Origin of the sequence: Amycolatopsis sp. NPDC059657, assembly GCF_042734395.1 — a bacterium.
GTDB lineage: Bacteria > Actinomycetota > Actinomycetes > Mycobacteriales > Pseudonocardiaceae > Amycolatopsis.
This window is the reverse complement of the sequence record NZ_JBHWEB010000060.1, coordinates 16,975-33,732: the sequence shown is the minus strand read 5'-3', so window position 1 is coordinate 33,732 and position 16,758 is coordinate 16,975. Positions and strand designations below refer to the sequence as shown.

The following is a 16,758-nucleotide window of genomic DNA, read 5'->3' as shown; positions in this document are numbered from 1 at the left end:
GACGCTAATGCCGGAGATCGGCCCAGCAGAGAGCCAAAATCAGGCCGATCGAAGTGGGCCAATCTACGATGGGCCCGGTGGACATCCACATCGAGTTCGAATCCGGCCGTGGGCGGCGCGACGAGATCTACCGGCAGCTGCGGGCCGCCATCCTCGACGGCAGGCTGCGTGCCGGTGATCCGCTGCCGCCGACCAGGGAGTTGGCCAAGCGCGTCGAGGTCTCGCGCAACACGGTCAGCGCCGCGTACGACCGGCTGACCGCGGAAGGCTTCCTCGACGCGCACGTCGGATCGGGCACCTTCGTCCGTGAAGGCGCCGGGCGCGTCGACCGCCCGGAGCCCAGCTCGCCTGCCTCACTGCGGCCGGTCGAGGTCTGGGACGCCGTGCCGGACGCGCCGCGCAGCTTCGTGACGACGGCGGAGTTCGACTTCCGGGCGGGCGTTCCCGATGTCCGCCGGTTCCCGTTCGACACCTGGCGGCGGCTCGTCGCGAACCAGCTGCGCGAGTCCGCCTCCGATGTGCTGACCTACGGCGACCCGCAGGGGCACCCCGGACTGCGCGCGGCGATCGCCAGGCAGGCCGGGCTTTCACGCGGGGTCCGCGCCGAGCCGGACGACGTGCTCGTGACCGGTGGCGCGCAGCAGGCGATCGACCTGGTGGCGCGGGTGCTGCTGCGGCCGGGCGAGCACGCTGCCGTCGAAGATCCCGGCTACCCGCCGCCCCGGCTGCTGTTCGAGACACTCGGGGCGCGGGTGCACGGGGTGCCCGTCGATGACGAAGGCCTGGTCGTCGACGCGATCCCGGCCGGGTGCCGTCTGGTTTACGTGACGCCGTCGCACCAATACCCGCTCAGCACCGCGATGTCGTTACGGCGACGGCTCGCGCTGCTCGACTGGGCCGAACGCCATGACGCCGCGATCATCGAAGACGACTACGACACCGAGTTCCGCTACGCCGGGCGGCCGCTGGAACCGTTGCACAGCCTCGATTCCGCCAACCGGGTGCTCTACCTCGGATCGTTCTCGAAGGTGCTCGCGCCAGGGCTGCGGCTCGGCTTCCTGATCGCGCCGCCGTCGCTGCGCGCCGCGCTCACGAAAGCCAAGTCGCTGACCGATTGGCAGACGTCGAATCCGATCCAGGCCGCGCTCGCGCAGTTCATGGACGAAGGCGGTTTCGCACGGCACATCCGCGCGAGCCGGCGTGAATACGAGGCCCGCCACAATCTCGTCCGCCAGGTGCTCGAGCGGGATTTCGCCGGGCTGCTGATGCCGATCCCGTCTTCGGCGGGCCTGCACATCAGCGCGTTCGCGTCCGCCGACATGCGCCCGGTCGTCAAGGCGGCGCGGCGCGGCGGGATCCGGCTGTACTCGCTCGAGGGCTTCACGGCACGGAAGGACGAGGTTCGCGGACTCGTCTTCGGCTACGGCGCGATCCCGCTCGACCGGATCGAACCAGGGTTGCGCCGGTTGCGCGGACTGATGGGGGAGCCGCGGCCAAGCCTCTGACCTCGGTGTCCGCTTCGCGACTTTCGCACCCGGCCATCTGCCCATAACCTGGTGTGAACTGGCTCACGAGAACCGGGAGGATCGCGATGCGCATATCCGATGTGTTGCGGAGCAAGGGCGCGGCGGTGGCGACGGTATTGCCGGAAACGCTCGTGACCGAGTTGCTGCGCAGACTGGCGGACAACAACGTCGGCGCCATGGTCGTGGTGGGCGTGGACGGGATCGCGGGCATCGTGTCCGAACGGGACGTGGTGCGGCGGCTGACCGAGTACGGACCGGAGCTGCTGTCGATGCCGGTCTCGGCGATCATGACCACGATGGTCGCCAGCTGCCGCCCCGAGGACTCGGTCGACTCGCTGTCGGCGCTCATGACCGAGAAGCGGATCCGGCACGTGCCGGTGGTCGTCGACGGCAAGCTGGTCGGCATCGTCAGCATCGGCGACGTCGTCAAGATCCGCATGCAGGAGCTGGAGCAGAGCCAGGAGCAGCTGCAGGCCTACATCTCACAGGGGTAAGCCGCCCCAGCCGACGAGCACGGCGCTGATCTCGTCGCGGATGCGCTCACGCGCGTCCGCACGAGGCACGCCGGACATCAGCAGGTCGTCGTACGGCGTGTCCTCATGCCGGATCGAGGCGATCACCGCGAGCCGGACCGCGTTCTCGTCGAGCGCGCGGCCTGCCGCGGTCCGTCCGACACGTCCGCTGCCCCGGGTTCCGGCGTGCTCGGCGATGGACCGCGCCCGGTCTTCGGGGCAGCCGGGGAACGACCGGACGATCGCCATTGCCATCGCGGCCTGGAACTCGACGTCCTGCACCGCGCGCCGTTCAGCGTCGCGCTCACGCCGTCGTGACCGGACCTCTTCGTCGGCGAAGCACTGGCTTTCGGCGGCTTCCAGCGCGGCCTGCTCTATCAGGATGCCTTGGCGCTCATAGCGTTTGCGGCGCTTGTTAAACCGCATCACCAGCGCCGAGAGCGTGCTCTCCTTCTTGGCGCGCCGGGACAGTGCCGCGTTGCCCGCGGGCAGGAACAGCAGGTGGTTGAAGTCCGCGCAGGTCAGGCACAGCGGTTTGCCGTCCTCCATGTAGAGGAATTCGCCCTCCGCGCTCGGCATCCGGCAGCTCGCGCACGTCCACTCGTTCAGCGGCGAGATGACCACGAGATCGGGCGCCTTGTTCTGCCGTGCCTCAAGCTGTTCACGCCGTTTTTCCGTCAGGTCCGGCGAAAGCCAGTGCCGTTGGAAGGCGCGCTCGATCGATTCCTCGGCGCTCGCCGTGAAACGCAGCTGGTGATGATCGCGCGTCGCCGCGAGATAGGCCGTGTCACTCGGCCGCAAGCCCTGCTGCCGCGCCCATTCGTTCAAGTGCTCCAACGCTTCGGCGAGCTTGGGCGTGTCGACGGCGATCGCCGAGTCGAGGTGGCGCAGCCTGCCCTGGCGCCATTCCTCGACGCGCGCCGACTTGAGCCAGCCGAGGCTGCAGACCACCGTCACGGGTGCGACGAACTTGTTGCGCGCCAAGCATTCCTCGGCCGCAGTGACGACACGGGTGCGCAGCTTGCTCATTCGTGCCAGCCGCTCAGTTCGACCCCCTTGCCGACGGTGACCCGGAACGCCAGCGTCACCTCGGCCGTCGCGCCGGGCGCGACCGTGAGCTGCCAGGTGAGCTCGCCGAGCTCGGTCGACTCCGACGGCTCCGGCGACGTGCGGACGTCGCGGACCTCGATCGCGTCGTCGCGGGACACCGGGACCTGGTCCAGCACGGTGATCTTCGCTTCGCGCGGGCCGTGGTTGGCGATGGTCGTGCGGTACTCGGCCTCGCGCCGTTTCGTGCCGGACAGCGTCGCCTTGCCCGCGCTGCGGCGGACGAGCTTGCGCTCGACGCGGACCCGGTCGTCGACGCCGAGCGCCAGCTCGATCTCCTCACCGGGAGCCCACGGGTCGAGCCAGGTGGTTCCGACGAATTCCGCGTCGTGGAAGATCGAGGCGTTGCCGGGCCGCAGTGTGTGCTCCGAGGTGTTGACGACGACGGCGCGCAGGTACGCCTCCTCCGCACGGACCGGCGCGGTCACGTAGCCGAGCGTCGACTCCGGTTCGAGCACGGCCACGGTCGTCCGGTGAGCCGAGCCGTCCGAAGGCACCGCGACCGGCCGCGACGGCCGGTATGTCGCCGCGGCCACGCCCTGCTCGACGGTCGCCGTGCTGTAGGCCATGTCCGCGGCCTTCTCCATCCGCGCGCCCGCCGGCGCGGCGCCGCCGAAGCCCCGCATCGGCCCGGCGGCAGCGGCCAGCGGCACGATCGGCTGCACGCGGTCGAGGAACCACGGGTCGAGTTCGGGCACCGAAACCGTCGCGGCCGGGCGCGCGGTGGACAGCGCGAGGTCGCACTCCGGCCAGTCTTCGCCGGTGCTCTGGCTGATCAGGCCATGCCAGGTGAGCGTGACCTCGTCACCGCGCACCCGCACGTCGTAGGTCGACTCCCAGCTGGCGCCGAAGACCACATAGGACAGTTCGAGGGTGATCTCGCCGGTCTCGGCGGACGGCTCCAGGTCGACCGTGACCCGGATGGTGTCCGGCGTTCCGCTGTGGCGCGCCTGCATTTCCCGGTCGAGCGCGGCCATCGCCTCGTCGAGCTCGGCGTGCTTCACCGCGAGCTCCCGGCGCCGCTGCAGCACTTCGCTGAGCTGCTCGGCGATCGCGTCGCCGACGCCCGCGACCCGCTCGGGCCCGGCCTTGCCGTTCGCGAGCGCCTTCGCGAAGGCGACGCCGCTGCGGCGGTTGAGCGAGGCGAGCAGGTCGGCGCGCGACTGCTCGACCGTTTCGGCGTCGGCCAGCTCGTCGAGGTCGGCCTGGAGTTCCTTGCGCCGGTCCAGCAGCTCGCGGATCGCGTCCTGGATCGGTTCGGCGTGGCGTTCTGTCGACACGTCGACACCCACGATCGACGCGGGCCCGGTGCCGTTGACCCGCACCGACTCGGGGGCGAGGCCCTGGGGTAGCCCGGTGAACACGAACCGGCCGTCGAGCGCGGCCGTCGCCCGCCTGGTGATCCTGGCCTGCTGCGGGTAGACGGTGACGGCGGTGATCGGGGCTTCCAGCTCGGTGGGCATGGCGCCGACCTTAGTAGGTTGACACTGCGAAGGTGCCCCGGAAGGGTCGGGCGAGGTGTCATCCGGCCCGATTTGCCTTGGGGGTTCTGTGAGAACCATGTCCGTTCTCGTCGCCGCCGCGGTGGCGTTGCCGCTGCTTTCCGTTGCCGCGCAAGCGGATCCACCGCCCGCTCCGGTATTTCAGGACGGCCAGGCGCAGCCGGTGTTCTCCGCCACCGACGTGGTGCGCGACGACGTCTGGGTGACCGCGCCGGTCGACAGCGACCACAACGGCAAGGACGACCTCGTGCACACCGAGGTGGTGCGCCCCAAGGCCACCTTGCAGGGCATGAAGGTCCCGGTCGTCTACCAGGCGAGCCCGTACTACGCGGGCGGCAACGACGTCGCCAACCACAACGTCGACGTCGAGCTCTACGAGCCGGGACGCCCGCACGGCCCGGCGGGCCCGCGCGTCAAGGCCAACGGCGTCGGGCCCGCGGCCATCACCTGGCGCTACGAGCAGTACTTCGTCTCGCGTGGTTTCGCCGTCGTCTACGGCGAGTCGCTCGGCAGCGGCAAATCCACCGGCTGCCCGACCACCGGCGACGTCAACGAGACCATCGGCGCGAAGGCCGTCGTCGACTGGCTCAACGGCCGCGCCACCGCGAAGGACGCCACGGGCAAGGCCGCCAAGGCCGACTGGAGCACCGGCAAGACCGGCATGATGGGTGTGTCGTACAACGGCACGCTGCCCAACGCGGTCGCCAGCACCGGCGTCCGCGGCCTGGAGACGATCGTCCCGATCGCCGCGATCTCCAGCTGGTACGACTACTACCGCAACGACGGCGCGACCGTCGCGGCAGGCGGGTTCCAGGGGGAGGACGCCGACGTGCTCGCCGAGTACGTCTACACCCGCGCCGACCGGGCGATCTGCCGCCCGGTGATCGACCAGCTCGTCAAGGACCAGGACCGGATCACCGGCGACTACAGCCGCTTCTGGGACGTCCGCAACTACCGCAACGACGCCGCCAAGGTGCGTGCCTCGGTGCTCGTGGTGCACGGCCTCAACGACTGGAACGTCAAGACCAGCCAGGCCGCCGAGTGGTACGAGCTGCTCAAGCGCACTGGTGTCGAGCACAAGATCTGGCTGCACCAGTCCGGCCACGCCGACCCGTACAACCTCCGCCGCGACGCCTGGCTCGTCACGCTGAACAAGTGGATGTCGCACTACCTCTACGGCGTCCAGAACGGCATCCAGAACGAGCCGAAGGCGACCGTCCAGCGCGAGGACCTCTCGTGGACCGACGAGGCCGAATGGCCCGCGCCCGGCACCTCGGACGTACGCGTGTACCCGTGGTCCGGCGGTGCGTCGAAGGGCACCATCGACACCCGCAACCCGATGCCGGGCAAGCCCGTCGTCGAGAAGCTCGCGGATGACTCGAGCAAGACCGTCGAGCAGCTGATCGACCTGCCGAGTTCTGGCAACCGCCTGCTCTACTCGACGACCGCGGCCAAGCAGGCCGTCCGGTTGTCCGGCACCGCGAAGGTCGACCTGGCGATCGCGTTCGACCGCCCGGCGGCCAACGTCACGGCGGTACTGGTCGACCGGGGCCCCGACGGCAAGTCCCACGTCATCAGCCGGGGCTGGACCGACCCGCAGAACTACACCGACCCGGCGGTCACCCTGCCGATCCGGCCGGGCACCACGTATCACGTCGAGGTCGGCCTGATCGCCAAGGACTACGTGCTGGCCGCCGGCCACAAGCTGGAGTTCGCGCTCCTTTCGAGCGACCACGACTACACGCTGCGCCCGAAGCCGGGCGCGGGGCTCGCCCTCGACCTGGGCCGGACGTCGATCACGCTCCCGGTCACCGGCGGCAAGCAAGCACTGCGCGCGGCCTTCTGACGGGCTCGTGAGTGGTATGGCCGGTTCTAACCGGCCATCCCACTCACGACCTCTGACCTGGGCAAATGGGGTCGTGAGTGCTCCTGACGGTGCTAACCGTCGGCAACACTCACGACCCCATTTCGCGCGTCTCGGGTGGTCGCTCATTCACGAAGACCTGGGTTTGTACGGAAAATGTAGTCGTGGGCGTTTCGCTGGGGGTCCGTTCAGCCACACCGCTCACGGAGGTACCAGCCCATGTCCAGGTTGCGACGTCTCGCGGTGCTCGCCGCGGCCGCGATCATGCCCGCGCTCGGCATCACGCTCGCTTCGACCGCGACGGCCTCCGCCGCGCCGAACTTCCAGGTTCCGTTCAAATGCGGGGTCACCGTCACGGCGGCGACCTTCTCCGGGCACAACCCCGCCAACTCGGTCGACTTCCAGAAGAGCGGGATCACCGGGATGCCGGTGCTCGTCGCCGCGCCGGGCACGGTGACCAGGGTCGAGAACCTGGGCGGCGCGAGCTACGGCCGCTGGATCGAGGTCGACCACGGCGGCGGCTGGCGTACCCGGTACGCGCACCTTTCGCGCCAGGACGTCTCGGTCGGGCAGTCGCTGGGCGCGGCCAAGCAGATCGGCCTCGCGGGCGGGACCGGCAACGTCAGCGGCCCGCACCTGCACTTCGAGGAGAACCTCAACGGCGTCACGCAGAAGGCCGTGCTGAACGGGGTCGCGGTGCCCTACTACGCCCACAAGGACTTCACCAGCAAGAACGGCTGCGGTGGCAACCCGTACACCCCCGAAGAGGCCTGCGGCGACGGTTTCTCGGTGATCGACCAGCAGAAAGTCGGCACCTCGGGCACGACCTACCTGCTCTACAACGCCTCGACCAAGCAGAACTGCGTGACCACGCTGAAGTCCGTCTCGCTCGGCACCGCCAGCCCGGTCTCGGCGTTCCTCGAGGTCCAGGGCTCCGCGAGGGTCACCGACAGCGGCAACTTCACCTACTACGCGGGACCGGTGAAGAAGGCGGCGGGCTCGACCTGCGTCAAGTGGGGCGGCTCGGTCGGCTCGTCCACCTACGAGAGCCCGTTCGAGCACTGCGGCTAGCGAGCCGCACAGGATAGCCCACCCCACCGACAGAAAATCAACTTCAAGATCATCCGGACCCGGGTTGTCCCCACCCGCCCCCGTTGTCCACAGATTCCCCATGCCTCCACCACGCGACCATTCCCCGTCGCATGGTGGAGGCATGGTCACCTCAGCGATCCCCCGCCCCACCCGTCCCGTCATCAGGCTCAAGGACCCGGGCACCCTGCTCGCGGCCCTCCCGTACCTGCTCGGCTTCCACCCCGAAGACTCGGTGATCCTCATCGGCCATCGGGCGCCGCGGCCCGAACGCATCGGCCTGGTGCTCAGAGCCGACCTGCCGCCACCCGAACACCACGCCGACCAGGCGGCGCAGCTGGCCGCCACGCTCGCGTCCTCAGGGGACGCGGGTGCCACGATCGTCGTGGTCGGGAGTCATCCGGCCTCGCCACCGGACGGCCGGCCGCCGCATGTCGAACTCGCCGAAATGCTGCGGGAAGAGCTCTTCGCGGCCGGGCTGGCCGTGTTCCACCTGATGTGGGTGCCCGAGATCAGCTCAGGCGCCCCCTGGCAGTGCTACGTCGACTCCGAGTGCGGAGGGACGCTGCCCGATATCGAGTCCACGGTCGCCGCCGCTGCCGTCACGGCGAGCGGCAAGGTCACCCACCGCAGCCGTGCCGCGCTGGAACGCTTGCTCGATCCACCCGACGAGGTGGCCATCGAGCGAAGACGGGCGCTGCTGGCCGAGCCACCGGAGTACGAGGACCTGACCGTCGACCCCACCGAAAGGGGTTTCGCGGTGGTCAGAGCCGGATTGCTGCTGGCCGACCAGCGGGACCTGCGGCTGGACGATGCCCAGGTCGTCAGCCTCGCGAGGGCGCTGGCAGACCCGAACGTCCGGGACGCTTGCCTCACCACGGCGGTCTCGCCTGGCAGCCGGACAGCCAAGGCGGCGGAACGGCTGTGGCTGGCGCTGGTGCAGGCGCTGCCCTCACCCGAGTACGTGGATGCGGCCTGCCTGCTGGCCTACGCGGCGTACGTGCGAGGCGACGGCGCCTTCGCGAGAATGGCGGTGGAGCGGGTCCGCGCGACCGTGCCGGACTGCGGCCTGGCCGAACTCATGCTGACCGCGCTCGACCACGCGTACCCACCGGACCAGATGGCCCTGCTCGGCAGGCTCGACGGGTTTCCCGATCTGAGCCTGCCGGAGGACACGTCCTAGCCCTTGGCCGCCCGCCGCGCCTGGGCGAATTCCCAGGCGTCGCGGGCGATGCCGATCAGGTCGGTGCGCTCGGGCTTCCAGCCGAGCTCCTCACGGGCCTTGTCGCTCGCCGCTACGAGCACGGCGGGGTCGCCGGCGCGGCGCGGCGCGACCTCGGCCGGGATGTCGAGGCCGGTGGCCTCGCGGCAGGCGTCGATCACCTGGCGCACCGAGAAACCGGTGCCGTTGCCGAGGTTGTAGATCCGGTGCTCGCCCTCGGCCGCGTGCCGCAGCGCGAGCAGGTGCGCGTCGGCGAGGTCGACCACGTGGATGTAGTCGCGTACCGCGGTGCCGTCGTCGGTGGGGTAGTCCTCACCGAAGATCGAGATGTGCGGCCGCTCGCCGGTGGCGGCCTGGAAGACCAGCGGGATGAGGTGCGTCTCGGTGGTGTGGCGCTCGCCGTACGCGCCGTAGGCGCCGGCGACGTTGAAGTACCGCAGGCTCACGGCCGCGAGGCCGTGCGCCCTGGCATAGGAGGTGATGGCGTGATCGATGGCGAGTTTGCTGGCGCCATAGGTGTTCGTCGGGTCGGTGGCCGCGGTCTCCGCGATGGGGGACTCCTTCGGCTCGCCGTAGGTGGCCGCGGTCGAGGAGAAGACCAGCCGGGGGGTGCCGTGCTTGCGCATGGCGTCGAGCAGGCGGATGGAGGTGATCACGTTGCCGTGCCAGTACTTCGCCGGGTCCTGCATGGACTCGCCGACGAGCGACTTCGCCGCGAAGTGCAGCACACCGTCGAATCCTTCGCCCAGCAGGGTTTCCGCCGTCTCCGCGGCGTCGCCCTCGATGAACCGGGCCTGCGGGTGCACGGCGTCACCGTGCCCGGTGGAGAGGTCGTCCACGACGGTGACCTCGTGCCCGGCCTCGATCAACCGGGCGGTGCAGACGCTGCCGATATAACCGGCGCCGCCCGTCACGATCAGTTTCAGGGCCTTGCTCTGGTCGGTCACATTCGGGCCTTTCTCATCAAGGGTGCGCGAGTGGGCCATAGTCTCCCCTCACTGCGACGTTCGACGACGCACGGGGGTTGCCTCAAGCCCGGGTGGTTCCCGGCGGCACCGCCAGGAACCACCCGCGAGTCCGCGGGCCTAGATGACCGAATCGCGCCCGGCGCCGCGCGAAGGCACGGCCACGAACGCCCGCGGCTTCCGGTAACCCGCGGCCTCGAAAGCGCTGACACAGGCTGCTTCCACACTGTCCACATCGGACTCGCGGACCAGCGCGATCGCCGAGCCGCCGAAACCGCCGCCGATCATGCGCGCGCCCAGCGCGCCCGCCTTCCTGGCCGAGTCGACCGCGAGGTCGAGTTCGGGGCAGGAGACGCGGTAGTCGTCGCGCAGGCTTTCGTGCGAGGCGTCGATCAGCGGGCCGATGTCGGCGAGCCGGTCGGCGCGGAGCAGCTCGACCACGTCGAGCACCCGCTGGTTCTCGGTGACCACGTGCCGGGCGAGCGGGACGAGGTCGGCGGGCAGTTTGTCCAAAGCGGACGGCAGCCCGTCGAGCGTGATGTCGCGCAGTGCCTTGACGCCCAGCTGCTCGGAGGCCAGCTCGGTGCCGCGGCGGCGTTCACCGTAGGCGCCGTCGTTGTGCGAGTGCTTGGTGCGCGTGTCGATGACGAGCACCGCCAGCCCTGCGGTGGCGGCGTCGAACGGGACCTGCTCGCTCTCGCCGGTCCGCACGTCGTGGAAGAGCACGTGCGCTTCGGTGCAGCAGAGGGAAGCGGTCTGGTCGAGCAGGCCGGTGGGCGCGCCGACGAAGTCGTTCTCGGAGCGCTGGACCCAGCGGGCGACCTGATGCCTGGTCGGCGTGCCTGGCGCGGCACCGTCGAGTTCGACGCCGGACAGGCCCAGCAGGGCCAGCGCGACAGCGCATTCGAGCGCGTGCGAAGACGAAAGCCCGGCGCCGGAGGGCACATCGCCCGCGATCACCAGGTCGGCGCCGCGGTCGAAACCCTCGTCGCGCAGCACCCAGGCGACCCCGGCCGGGTACGCGGCCCACCCGTCGATCCGGCCCGGTTCGAGGCTCGGGATCTCGAGCGGCCCGGTTTCCTGGATCTTGCCGTCGGAGCCGAGCGTCGCGACCGTCAGCACCTGGTCGTCGCGCCGCGACGCGGCCGCGGCCAGGCGGTGCGGGAGCGCAAAGGGCAGCACGTAACCGTCGTTGTAGTCGGTGTGTTCGCCGATCAGATTGACGCGGCCCGGTGCCGACCACACGCCCTCCGGCGCGCGGCCGTGCACCGAACGGAACGTCTCCGCGGCTTCGGCGGCGGGGCTCACCTGGCCTGCGCCAGCACGGCGTGCAGGACCGAGGTGGCCACCGCGACGGTGTTGTTCTCGCCGGAGATCTCGATGGTGGAGCCGGTTCCGTTCGCCTTGGCGACCGTCACGGTCCGCCCGGGGAGCAGCCCGACCGACTTGAGCTCGGTCATCAGCGCCTCGTCGAGCTGGAGGTGCTCGGCGATTCGCCGGATCTCCACGTCGCCGCCGCCCGCGCGGGCGAACTCGTCGAGCCGGACCAGGTCCGCCTCGGCCGGGGGAGCGGGCTCGCCGCCCTCGCCGAGCTTGTCGAGACCGGGGATCGGGTTGCCGTAGGGCGAGGTGGTGGGGTGATCGAGGAGCTTCACGAGCTTGCGCTCGACGGCCTCGCTCATCACGTGCTCCCAGCGGCACGCTTCGGTGTGCACGTGCTCCCACTCCAGGCCGATCACGTCGACCAGCAGGCGCTCGGCGAGCCGGTGCTTGCGCATCACGGCGATGGCCAGCTCGCGGCCGTGGTCGGTGAGCTGGAGGTGCCGGTCGTCGGCGACGATCACCAGGCCGTCGCGCTCCATCCGGGCGACCGTCTGGCTCACGGTGGGGCCGCTCTGCTGCAGGCGTTCCGCGATCCGAGCGCGCAGCGGGACGACACCCTCTTCTTCGAGCTCGTAGATGGTACGCAAGTACATCTCTGTGGTGTCGATGAGATCGTTCACGCTGTCCCCTTCGTCCGCGTTGCTTATCGTAGTCGCTTGACCCGAGCGCGGCGGCAGCCATGGGGTTAACAAGCTCCGAGGCGGAAAAAGTCCGCACTACCTGGCCGGTTGACGGCCGATGGGGAGAAGATGGCCGCATGCTTCCCTTGATCACCACAACGGCACTCTCCGTGATGCTCGACGGTCCGCCGGAGGGCCGTCCGACGCTGCTCGACGTGCGCTGGCGGCTGGGCGGACCTCCCGGTATCGAGGCGTATCAGGCCGGTCACCTGCCGCAAGCCGTGTATGTCGACCTCGACACCGCGCTCGCGGCCGCGCCGGGCGAAGGCGGGCGGCACCCGCTGCCCGAACCCGGGCAGCTGCAAGCGCATCTGCGCGCGGCGGGTGTCCACGAAGGTCACCCGGTCGTGGTCTACGACGACGCGGACGGGTCGATCGCGGCTCGCGCCTGGTGGCTGCTGCGGTGGGCAGGGCACACGGAGGTCGCGGTGCTGGACGGCGGATTCGCGGCTTGGCAGGCCGAAGGAAAGCCGGTCACCACCGAGGTTCCGGTTCCGGAGCCCGGTGACATCGAGGTCCGGCCGGGGCAGATGCCGGTGCTCGACGCCGACGAAGCGGCCGAACTGGCCCGCGAAGGCGTTCTGCTCGACGCACGCGCGCGCCCGCGTTACGCGGGTGAGGTCGAGCCGATCGACCCGGCGGCCGGCCACATCCCGGGTGCGCTGAACGCCCCGTTCAGCGCGCACGCGGCGGAAAACGGACGCTGGCGCACGCCGGACGAGCTCAAGGCGCATTTCGCCGAACTGGGTGTCACCGAGTCCGGAAATGTCGGTGCCTACTGCGGATCGGGCGTCACCGCCAGCTCGGTCGTGCTGGCGCTCGAAGTCGCGGGGCACCCTGGCGCGGCGCTCTACACCGGTTCCTGGTCGCACTGGTCCCGTGACCCGAAGCGCCCGGTCGCCACCGGAGACGCCCCCGGATGATCGGCGCGACGGGTGGTCGAGGGCACTAAAGTGCGGGGTATGCGGGCACCGGCGGTCGTGTGGGACTCCTCTCTGCTGGGTTACGACCTGGGCGGCGAACACCCGTTCAATCCCGTCCGGCTGGAGCTGACCATCCGGCTGGCGACCGAGCTCGGGGTGCTCGACGGGGTCCCGCTGCTGGTGCCCGATCCCGCCACCGACGACGAGCTGCGCCGGGTTCACACCGACGAGTACCTCTCGGCCGTGAAACAGGCGCCGCTCGCGGGCTGGGACGTCGGCCACGGGCTGGGCACCGAGGACAACCCGGTGTTCAGCGGCATGCACGAGGCGTCCGCGCTCGTGGTCGGCTCGACCATGCTCGCCGCGCGCAAGATCGCCGAGGGCGAGGCCACCCGTGCGGTCAACATCGCGGGCGGGCTGCACCACGCGATGAAGAACAACGCGTCCGGCTTCTGCGTGTACAACGACTGCTCGGTCGCGATCTCGTGGTTGCTGGACAACGGGTTCGACCGGGTGGCCTATGTGGACACCGACGTGCACCACGGCGACGGCGTGCAGACGGCGTTCTACGACGATCCGCGGGTGCTCACCATCTCGCTGCACCAGCACCCGTTCACGCTGTGGCCAGGCACGGGCTTCTCCGGCGAGACCGGCGAGGGCGCGGCCGAGGGCACGTCGGTCAACCTCCCGCTCCCGCCGCGCACCAAGGACGCGGGCTGGCTGCGTGCGTTCAGCGCGGTCGTGCCCTCGCTGCTGGCCGGGTTCCGGCCGCAGATCCTGGTCACCCAATGCGGTGTCGACTCGCACGACGAGGACCCGCTCGCCGACCTCGCGCTGTCCGTCGACGGCCACCGCACGATCTACCGGCTGCTCCGCGAACTCGCCGATGAGCACGCCGGCGGGAAATGGCTGGCCGTCGGCGGTGGCGGTTACCAGCTGATCCGGGTGGTGCCCCGCTCGTGGACCCACCTCATCGCCACCGTGCTCGACCGTGACGTGGCACCCGAAATCCTGCTTCCGCCGGACTGGGTGAGTACCGTGAAAAGGGCCGCGCCCCAAGCCGAGATCCCGGCGGCGATGACCGACGGCGCCGACACCACGTTCAAGGAGTGGGGCGACGGCGAGGACGACCCGGTCGACATCGCGATCCGGGAAACCCGCCGCGCCGTGTTCCCGTCGCACGGCCTGGATCCCGACGATCCGAGGGACTGACCCGATGAGGCTGGACCGATGAGCGCCGACGAACATCGCGACCCGTTCGACTATCCCCGGCACTGGGAAGCCGACGTCCTGCTGAGCGACGGCGGCACCGTCCACTTGCGACCGGTGATCCCCGACGACGCGGACGGTCTCGTCGCGCTGCACGGCAGGCTCTCCGAGCGCAGCCGGTACTTCCGCTACTTCGGCGCGTATCCGCGCATCCCGCAGCGCGACCTCGAACGCTTCTCGGTCGTCGATCACCACGACCGGGTCGCGTTCGTCGCGCTGCTGGGTGACGAGATCATCGCCGTCGGCCGCTACGAACGCCTCGACGACGGCCCGTCCGCCGAGGTCGCCTTCGTGGTCGACGACGCGCACCAAGGCCGCGGCCTCGGCTCGATCCTGCTCGAACACCTCGCGGCCGCGGCCGCCGAATGCGGGCTCAGCCGGTTCGTCGCCGAGGTGCTCGCCGAGAACTCGCCGATGGTCCGCGTCTTCCGCGACGCCGGTTATCAGGTCAGCCGCGAGATCGAGGAAGGCGTGCTGCACCTCGAATTCGGCATCGACCCGACCGAGGAGTCGCTGGCCGTCGCCCGCTCACGTGAGCAGGCCGCCGAGGCGCGCAGCGTCTACAACCTGCTGCACCCGCGTTCGGTCGCGGTCATCGGCGCGTCGACCGATCCGACCAAGATCGGTTACGTCGCACTGACGAACCTGCTGTCTGCCGACTTCGCGGGCACCGTCTACCCGGTCAACCCCGAGCACCGCTCGGTGCGCGGCGTGCGTGCCTACGCGTCCGTTGTGGACATCCCCGATCAGGTCGACCTCGCCGTCGTCGCCGTGCGCGCCGAGGTCGTCGAGTCCGTTTTGGACGGTGCGCTCGCCAAGGGTGTCAAGACCTTGCTCATCGTCTCCGGCGGGTTCGCCGAGGCGGGCCCGCTCGGCCTGCACGCCGAACTCCGCCTCGTCGGCGAGGCCAGGGCGCACGGCATGCGCGTGGTCGGCCCGAACGCGCTCGGTGTGCTCAACACCGACGGGAACGTCCGCCTCAACGCGACGCTCGCCCCGCGCCTGCCCGCGCGCGGGCGCACCGGGTTCTTCTGCCAGTCCGGCGCGCTCGGCACGGCGATACTCGCCGACGCCGAAGCACGCGGCCTCGGCCTCTCGACGTTCGTGTCGGCGGGCAACCGCGCCGACGTCTCCGGCAACGACCTGTTGCAGTACTGGGAAACCGACCCCAACACCGACCTCGTGCTCCTCTACCTCGAGTCGTTCGGCAACCCGCGCAAGTTCGCCCGCCTCGCCAGGAGACTCGCCCGCACCAAGCCGATCGTGGCGGTGAAATCCGGCCGCCATGCCATCCGCCCGCAGCTCGCCGCGACTTCGATCGAGGTCGACGAGGCCAGTGTGCAGGCGTTGTTCGAGCAGACCGGTGTGGTCCGCGTCGACACGCTCGCCCAGCTCTTCGACACCGCGCTCGTGTTCGCACACCAGCCGCTCCCCGCCGGGCCGCGCGTCGGCATCGTCGGCAACTCCAGCGCCATCGGCCTGCTCGCCGCCGACACCGCCCGCGCGCAAGGCCTCAAGCTCGCTTTCGACCCGGTCGACGTCGGCCCGCAGGCAGGCCCGGAAGAGTTCGCCGCCGCCGTGCGCGAGGCGCTGAACTCGCCCGAGACGGACGCGCTGGTCGTGGTCTTCGTGCCGCCACTGGCGATTCCCGGCACCGCGTTCGCGCGCGCACTGCGTGAAGCGGTCGTCGAACTGGCCAGGGACAAGCCGATCGTCTCCACGTTCCTGGCCGCCGAAGGCGTCCCGGCCGAGCTGGCGGTGCTGTCGGAGGACGGCGCGCCCACCCGCGGTTCCGTGCCCTCGTACTCCAGCCCCGAGCGCGCGGTCAACGCGCTCGCCCGCGTCGTCCGCTACGCCGCCTGGCGGCAGCGCCCGCAGGGCAGTCTCGTCCGCCCGGCCGGCCTGCACGTCGAAAAGGCGCAGGACATCGTCCGCGAAATCCTCACCGCCGAAGACGGCAAGACCACCCTGCTGAGTGACGAGGACGTGGTGCGATTGCTCGGCTGCTACGGCGTCGACGTCGTCCCGTTCAGCGTGGTGTCCACTGAGGACGAGGCCGTCTCGGTGGCCGCGGGGCTCGGCTACCCGGTCACGCTCAAGGCCGTCGACGAACGCCTGCGCGGCCGTCCCGACCTGGCGGGCGTCCGGCTGGACCTGGGCTCAGAAGACGCCGTCCGCACCAGCTACCGCAACCTCGTCGAGGTCTCCGGCGAGGAGGACGTCTACGTCCAGCGCATGGCGCCCAAAGGCATCTCCTGCGTCATCGGCCTGCAGGATGACCCGTCCTTCGGCACGCTGGTCTCGTTCGGGCTGTCCGGCCTCGTCAGCACCCTGCTCGGCGACCGCGCGTACCGGGCGGTGCCGGTGACGGACATGGACGCCGCCACCCTCGTCCGCGAACCCCGCACCGCGCCGCTGCTCACCGGCTACCGCGGCGACGAGCCCGCGGACCTGGCCGCTCTCCAGGACCTGGTGTTGCGGGTGGCCGCGCTGGCCGAGGACAACCCCGAGATCCGCTCGCTCACCCTCGACCCGATCCTCGCCTCGCCCGACGGCGCGTTCGTCGCGAACGCCCGCGCGGTGCTCGGCCCGCCGCCGTCCCGCCCGGACACCGGCCCGCGCAGGCTGCGCCCGATCACGGCGCCGGACTAAGCCCGTGGGATGAGTCCGGGGTTCAGTTCCCGGTCCGATGTGGAGCAGCCGTGATCCGGCGATT

At 70.4% G+C, this 16,758-nt stretch carries 13 protein-coding genes; 8 read left to right on the top strand and 5 right to left on the bottom strand.

Annotation, left to right across the window (positions count from 1 at the left end; genetic code table 11):
• The first annotated feature begins 77 nt into the window (after positions 1–77).
• Both ACFV15_RS28545 and ACFV15_RS28540 read left to right on the top strand, forming a co-directional pair.
• Entirely contained in the window at positions 78–1,505 is a 1,428-nt protein-coding gene (locus tag ACFV15_RS28545) for a PLP-dependent aminotransferase family protein (RefSeq protein ID WP_378353878.1), read from the top strand.
• An 86-nt stretch (positions 1,506–1,591) separates the two neighbouring features.
• The gene (locus tag ACFV15_RS28540; RefSeq protein ID WP_378353876.1) at positions 1,592–2,020 is read left to right on the top strand and encodes a CBS domain-containing protein; all 429 of its coding nucleotides are present in this window, start codon (positions 1,592–1,594) and stop codon (positions 2,018–2,020) included.
• On the opposite strand, the gene ACFV15_RS28535 is transcribed toward ACFV15_RS28540, so the two are convergent.
• The gene (locus ACFV15_RS28535) at positions 2,009–3,067 is read right to left on the bottom strand and encodes a DUF2293 domain-containing protein (protein ID WP_378353874.1); all 1,059 of its coding nucleotides are present in this window, start codon (positions 3,065–3,067) and stop codon (positions 2,009–2,011) included. The genes ACFV15_RS28540 and ACFV15_RS28535 overlap by 12 nt on opposite strands.
• Complete coding sequence (locus ACFV15_RS28530) at positions 3,064–4,608, bottom strand: mucoidy inhibitor MuiA family protein (RefSeq protein WP_378353872.1); 1,545 nt, start codon at positions 4,606–4,608, stop codon at positions 3,064–3,066. Before ACFV15_RS28530 ends, ACFV15_RS28535 begins: the two co-directional genes overlap by 4 nt.
• Positions 4,609–4,705: 97 nt before the next feature.
• On the opposite strand from ACFV15_RS28530, the gene ACFV15_RS28525 reads away from it, so the two are divergent.
• The 3 genes from ACFV15_RS28525 (at position 4,706) to ACFV15_RS28515 (ending at position 8,783) form a co-directional block, all read left to right on the top strand.
• Positions 4,706–6,493, top strand: a complete 1,788-nt coding sequence (locus tag ACFV15_RS28525; protein ID WP_378353870.1) for a Xaa-Pro dipeptidyl-peptidase — start codon at positions 4,706–4,708, stop codon at positions 6,491–6,493.
• A 237-nt stretch (positions 6,494–6,730) separates the two neighbouring features.
• The gene (locus ACFV15_RS28520; protein ID WP_378353869.1) at positions 6,731–7,582 is read left to right on the top strand and encodes a M23 family metallopeptidase; all 852 of its coding nucleotides are present in this window, start codon (positions 6,731–6,733) and stop codon (positions 7,580–7,582) included.
• Between the two features lie 142 nt (positions 7,583–7,724).
• On the top strand, positions 7,725–8,783 hold the full coding sequence (locus tag ACFV15_RS28515; RefSeq protein ID WP_378353867.1) for a DUF4192 domain-containing protein: 1,059 nt from the start codon (positions 7,725–7,727) through the stop codon (positions 8,781–8,783).
• On the opposite strand, the gene galE is transcribed toward ACFV15_RS28515, so the two are convergent.
• From galE to ACFV15_RS28500, 3 genes are all read right to left on the bottom strand, one after another.
• On the bottom strand, positions 8,780–9,769 hold the full coding sequence (galE, locus tag ACFV15_RS28510) for a UDP-glucose 4-epimerase GalE (RefSeq protein WP_378353865.1): 990 nt from the start codon (positions 9,767–9,769) through the stop codon (positions 8,780–8,782). The genes ACFV15_RS28515 and galE overlap by 4 nt on opposite strands.
• A 138-nt stretch (positions 9,770–9,907) precedes the next feature.
• Positions 9,908–11,095: a galactokinase gene (galK, locus tag ACFV15_RS28505; protein WP_378353863.1), complete on the bottom strand. Its 1,188-nt coding sequence runs from the start codon at positions 11,093–11,095 to the stop codon at positions 9,908–9,910.
• On the bottom strand, positions 11,092–11,790 hold the full coding sequence (locus tag ACFV15_RS28500) for an iron dependent repressor, metal binding and dimerization domain protein (protein WP_378353861.1): 699 nt from the start codon (positions 11,788–11,790) through the stop codon (positions 11,092–11,094). The genes galK and ACFV15_RS28500 overlap by 4 nt, the downstream gene beginning before the upstream one ends.
• Before the next feature lie 137 nt (positions 11,791–11,927).
• Between ACFV15_RS28500 and ACFV15_RS28495 the strand changes: the two genes are divergently transcribed.
• From ACFV15_RS28495 to ACFV15_RS28485, 3 genes are read left to right on the top strand one after another with little or no spacing between them, the layout of a single operon-like run.
• Positions 11,928–12,773 (top strand): sulfurtransferase, encoded by an 846-nt coding sequence (locus ACFV15_RS28495; protein ID WP_378353859.1) that lies wholly within the window; start codon positions 11,928–11,930, stop codon positions 12,771–12,773.
• A gap of 39 nt (positions 12,774–12,812) precedes the next feature.
• The gene (locus ACFV15_RS28490; protein WP_378353857.1) at positions 12,813–13,985 is read left to right on the top strand and encodes an acetoin utilization protein AcuC; all 1,173 of its coding nucleotides are present in this window, start codon (positions 12,813–12,815) and stop codon (positions 13,983–13,985) included.
• 18 nt (positions 13,986–14,003) lie between these two features.
• Complete coding sequence (locus ACFV15_RS28485; protein ID WP_378353855.1) at positions 14,004–16,694, top strand: GNAT family N-acetyltransferase; 2,691 nt, start codon at positions 14,004–14,006, stop codon at positions 16,692–16,694.
• Positions 16,695–16,758 lie beyond the last annotated feature (64 nt).

Excerpts from the sequence above, each read along its gene's own strand:
- ACFV15_RS28540 (WP_378353876.1), top strand. The coding sequence starts at position 1,592 with ATGCGCATATCCGATGTGTTGCGGAGCAAGGGCGCGGCGGTGGCGACG.
- ACFV15_RS28535 (WP_378353874.1), bottom strand. The coding sequence starts at position 3,067 with ATGAGCAAGCTGCGCACCCGTGTCGTCACTGCGGCCGAGGAATGCTTG.
- ACFV15_RS28530 (WP_378353872.1), bottom strand. The coding sequence starts at position 4,608 with ATGCCCACCGAGCTGGAAGCCCCGATCACCGCCGTCACCGTCTACCCG.
- ACFV15_RS28525 (WP_378353870.1), top strand. The coding sequence starts at position 4,706 with ATGTCCGTTCTCGTCGCCGCCGCGGTGGCGTTGCCGCTGCTTTCCGTT.
- ACFV15_RS28520 (WP_378353869.1), top strand. The coding sequence starts at position 6,731 with ATGTCCAGGTTGCGACGTCTCGCGGTGCTCGCCGCGGCCGCGATCATG.
- ACFV15_RS28515 (WP_378353867.1), top strand. The coding sequence starts at position 7,725 with ATGGTCACCTCAGCGATCCCCCGCCCCACCCGTCCCGTCATCAGGCTC.
- ACFV15_RS28495 (WP_378353859.1), top strand. The coding sequence starts at position 11,928 with ATGCTTCCCTTGATCACCACAACGGCACTCTCCGTGATGCTCGACGGT.
- ACFV15_RS28490 (WP_378353857.1), top strand. The coding sequence starts at position 12,813 with ATGCGGGCACCGGCGGTCGTGTGGGACTCCTCTCTGCTGGGTTACGAC.
- ACFV15_RS28485 (WP_378353855.1), top strand. The coding sequence starts at position 14,004 with ATGAGCGCCGACGAACATCGCGACCCGTTCGACTATCCCCGGCACTGG.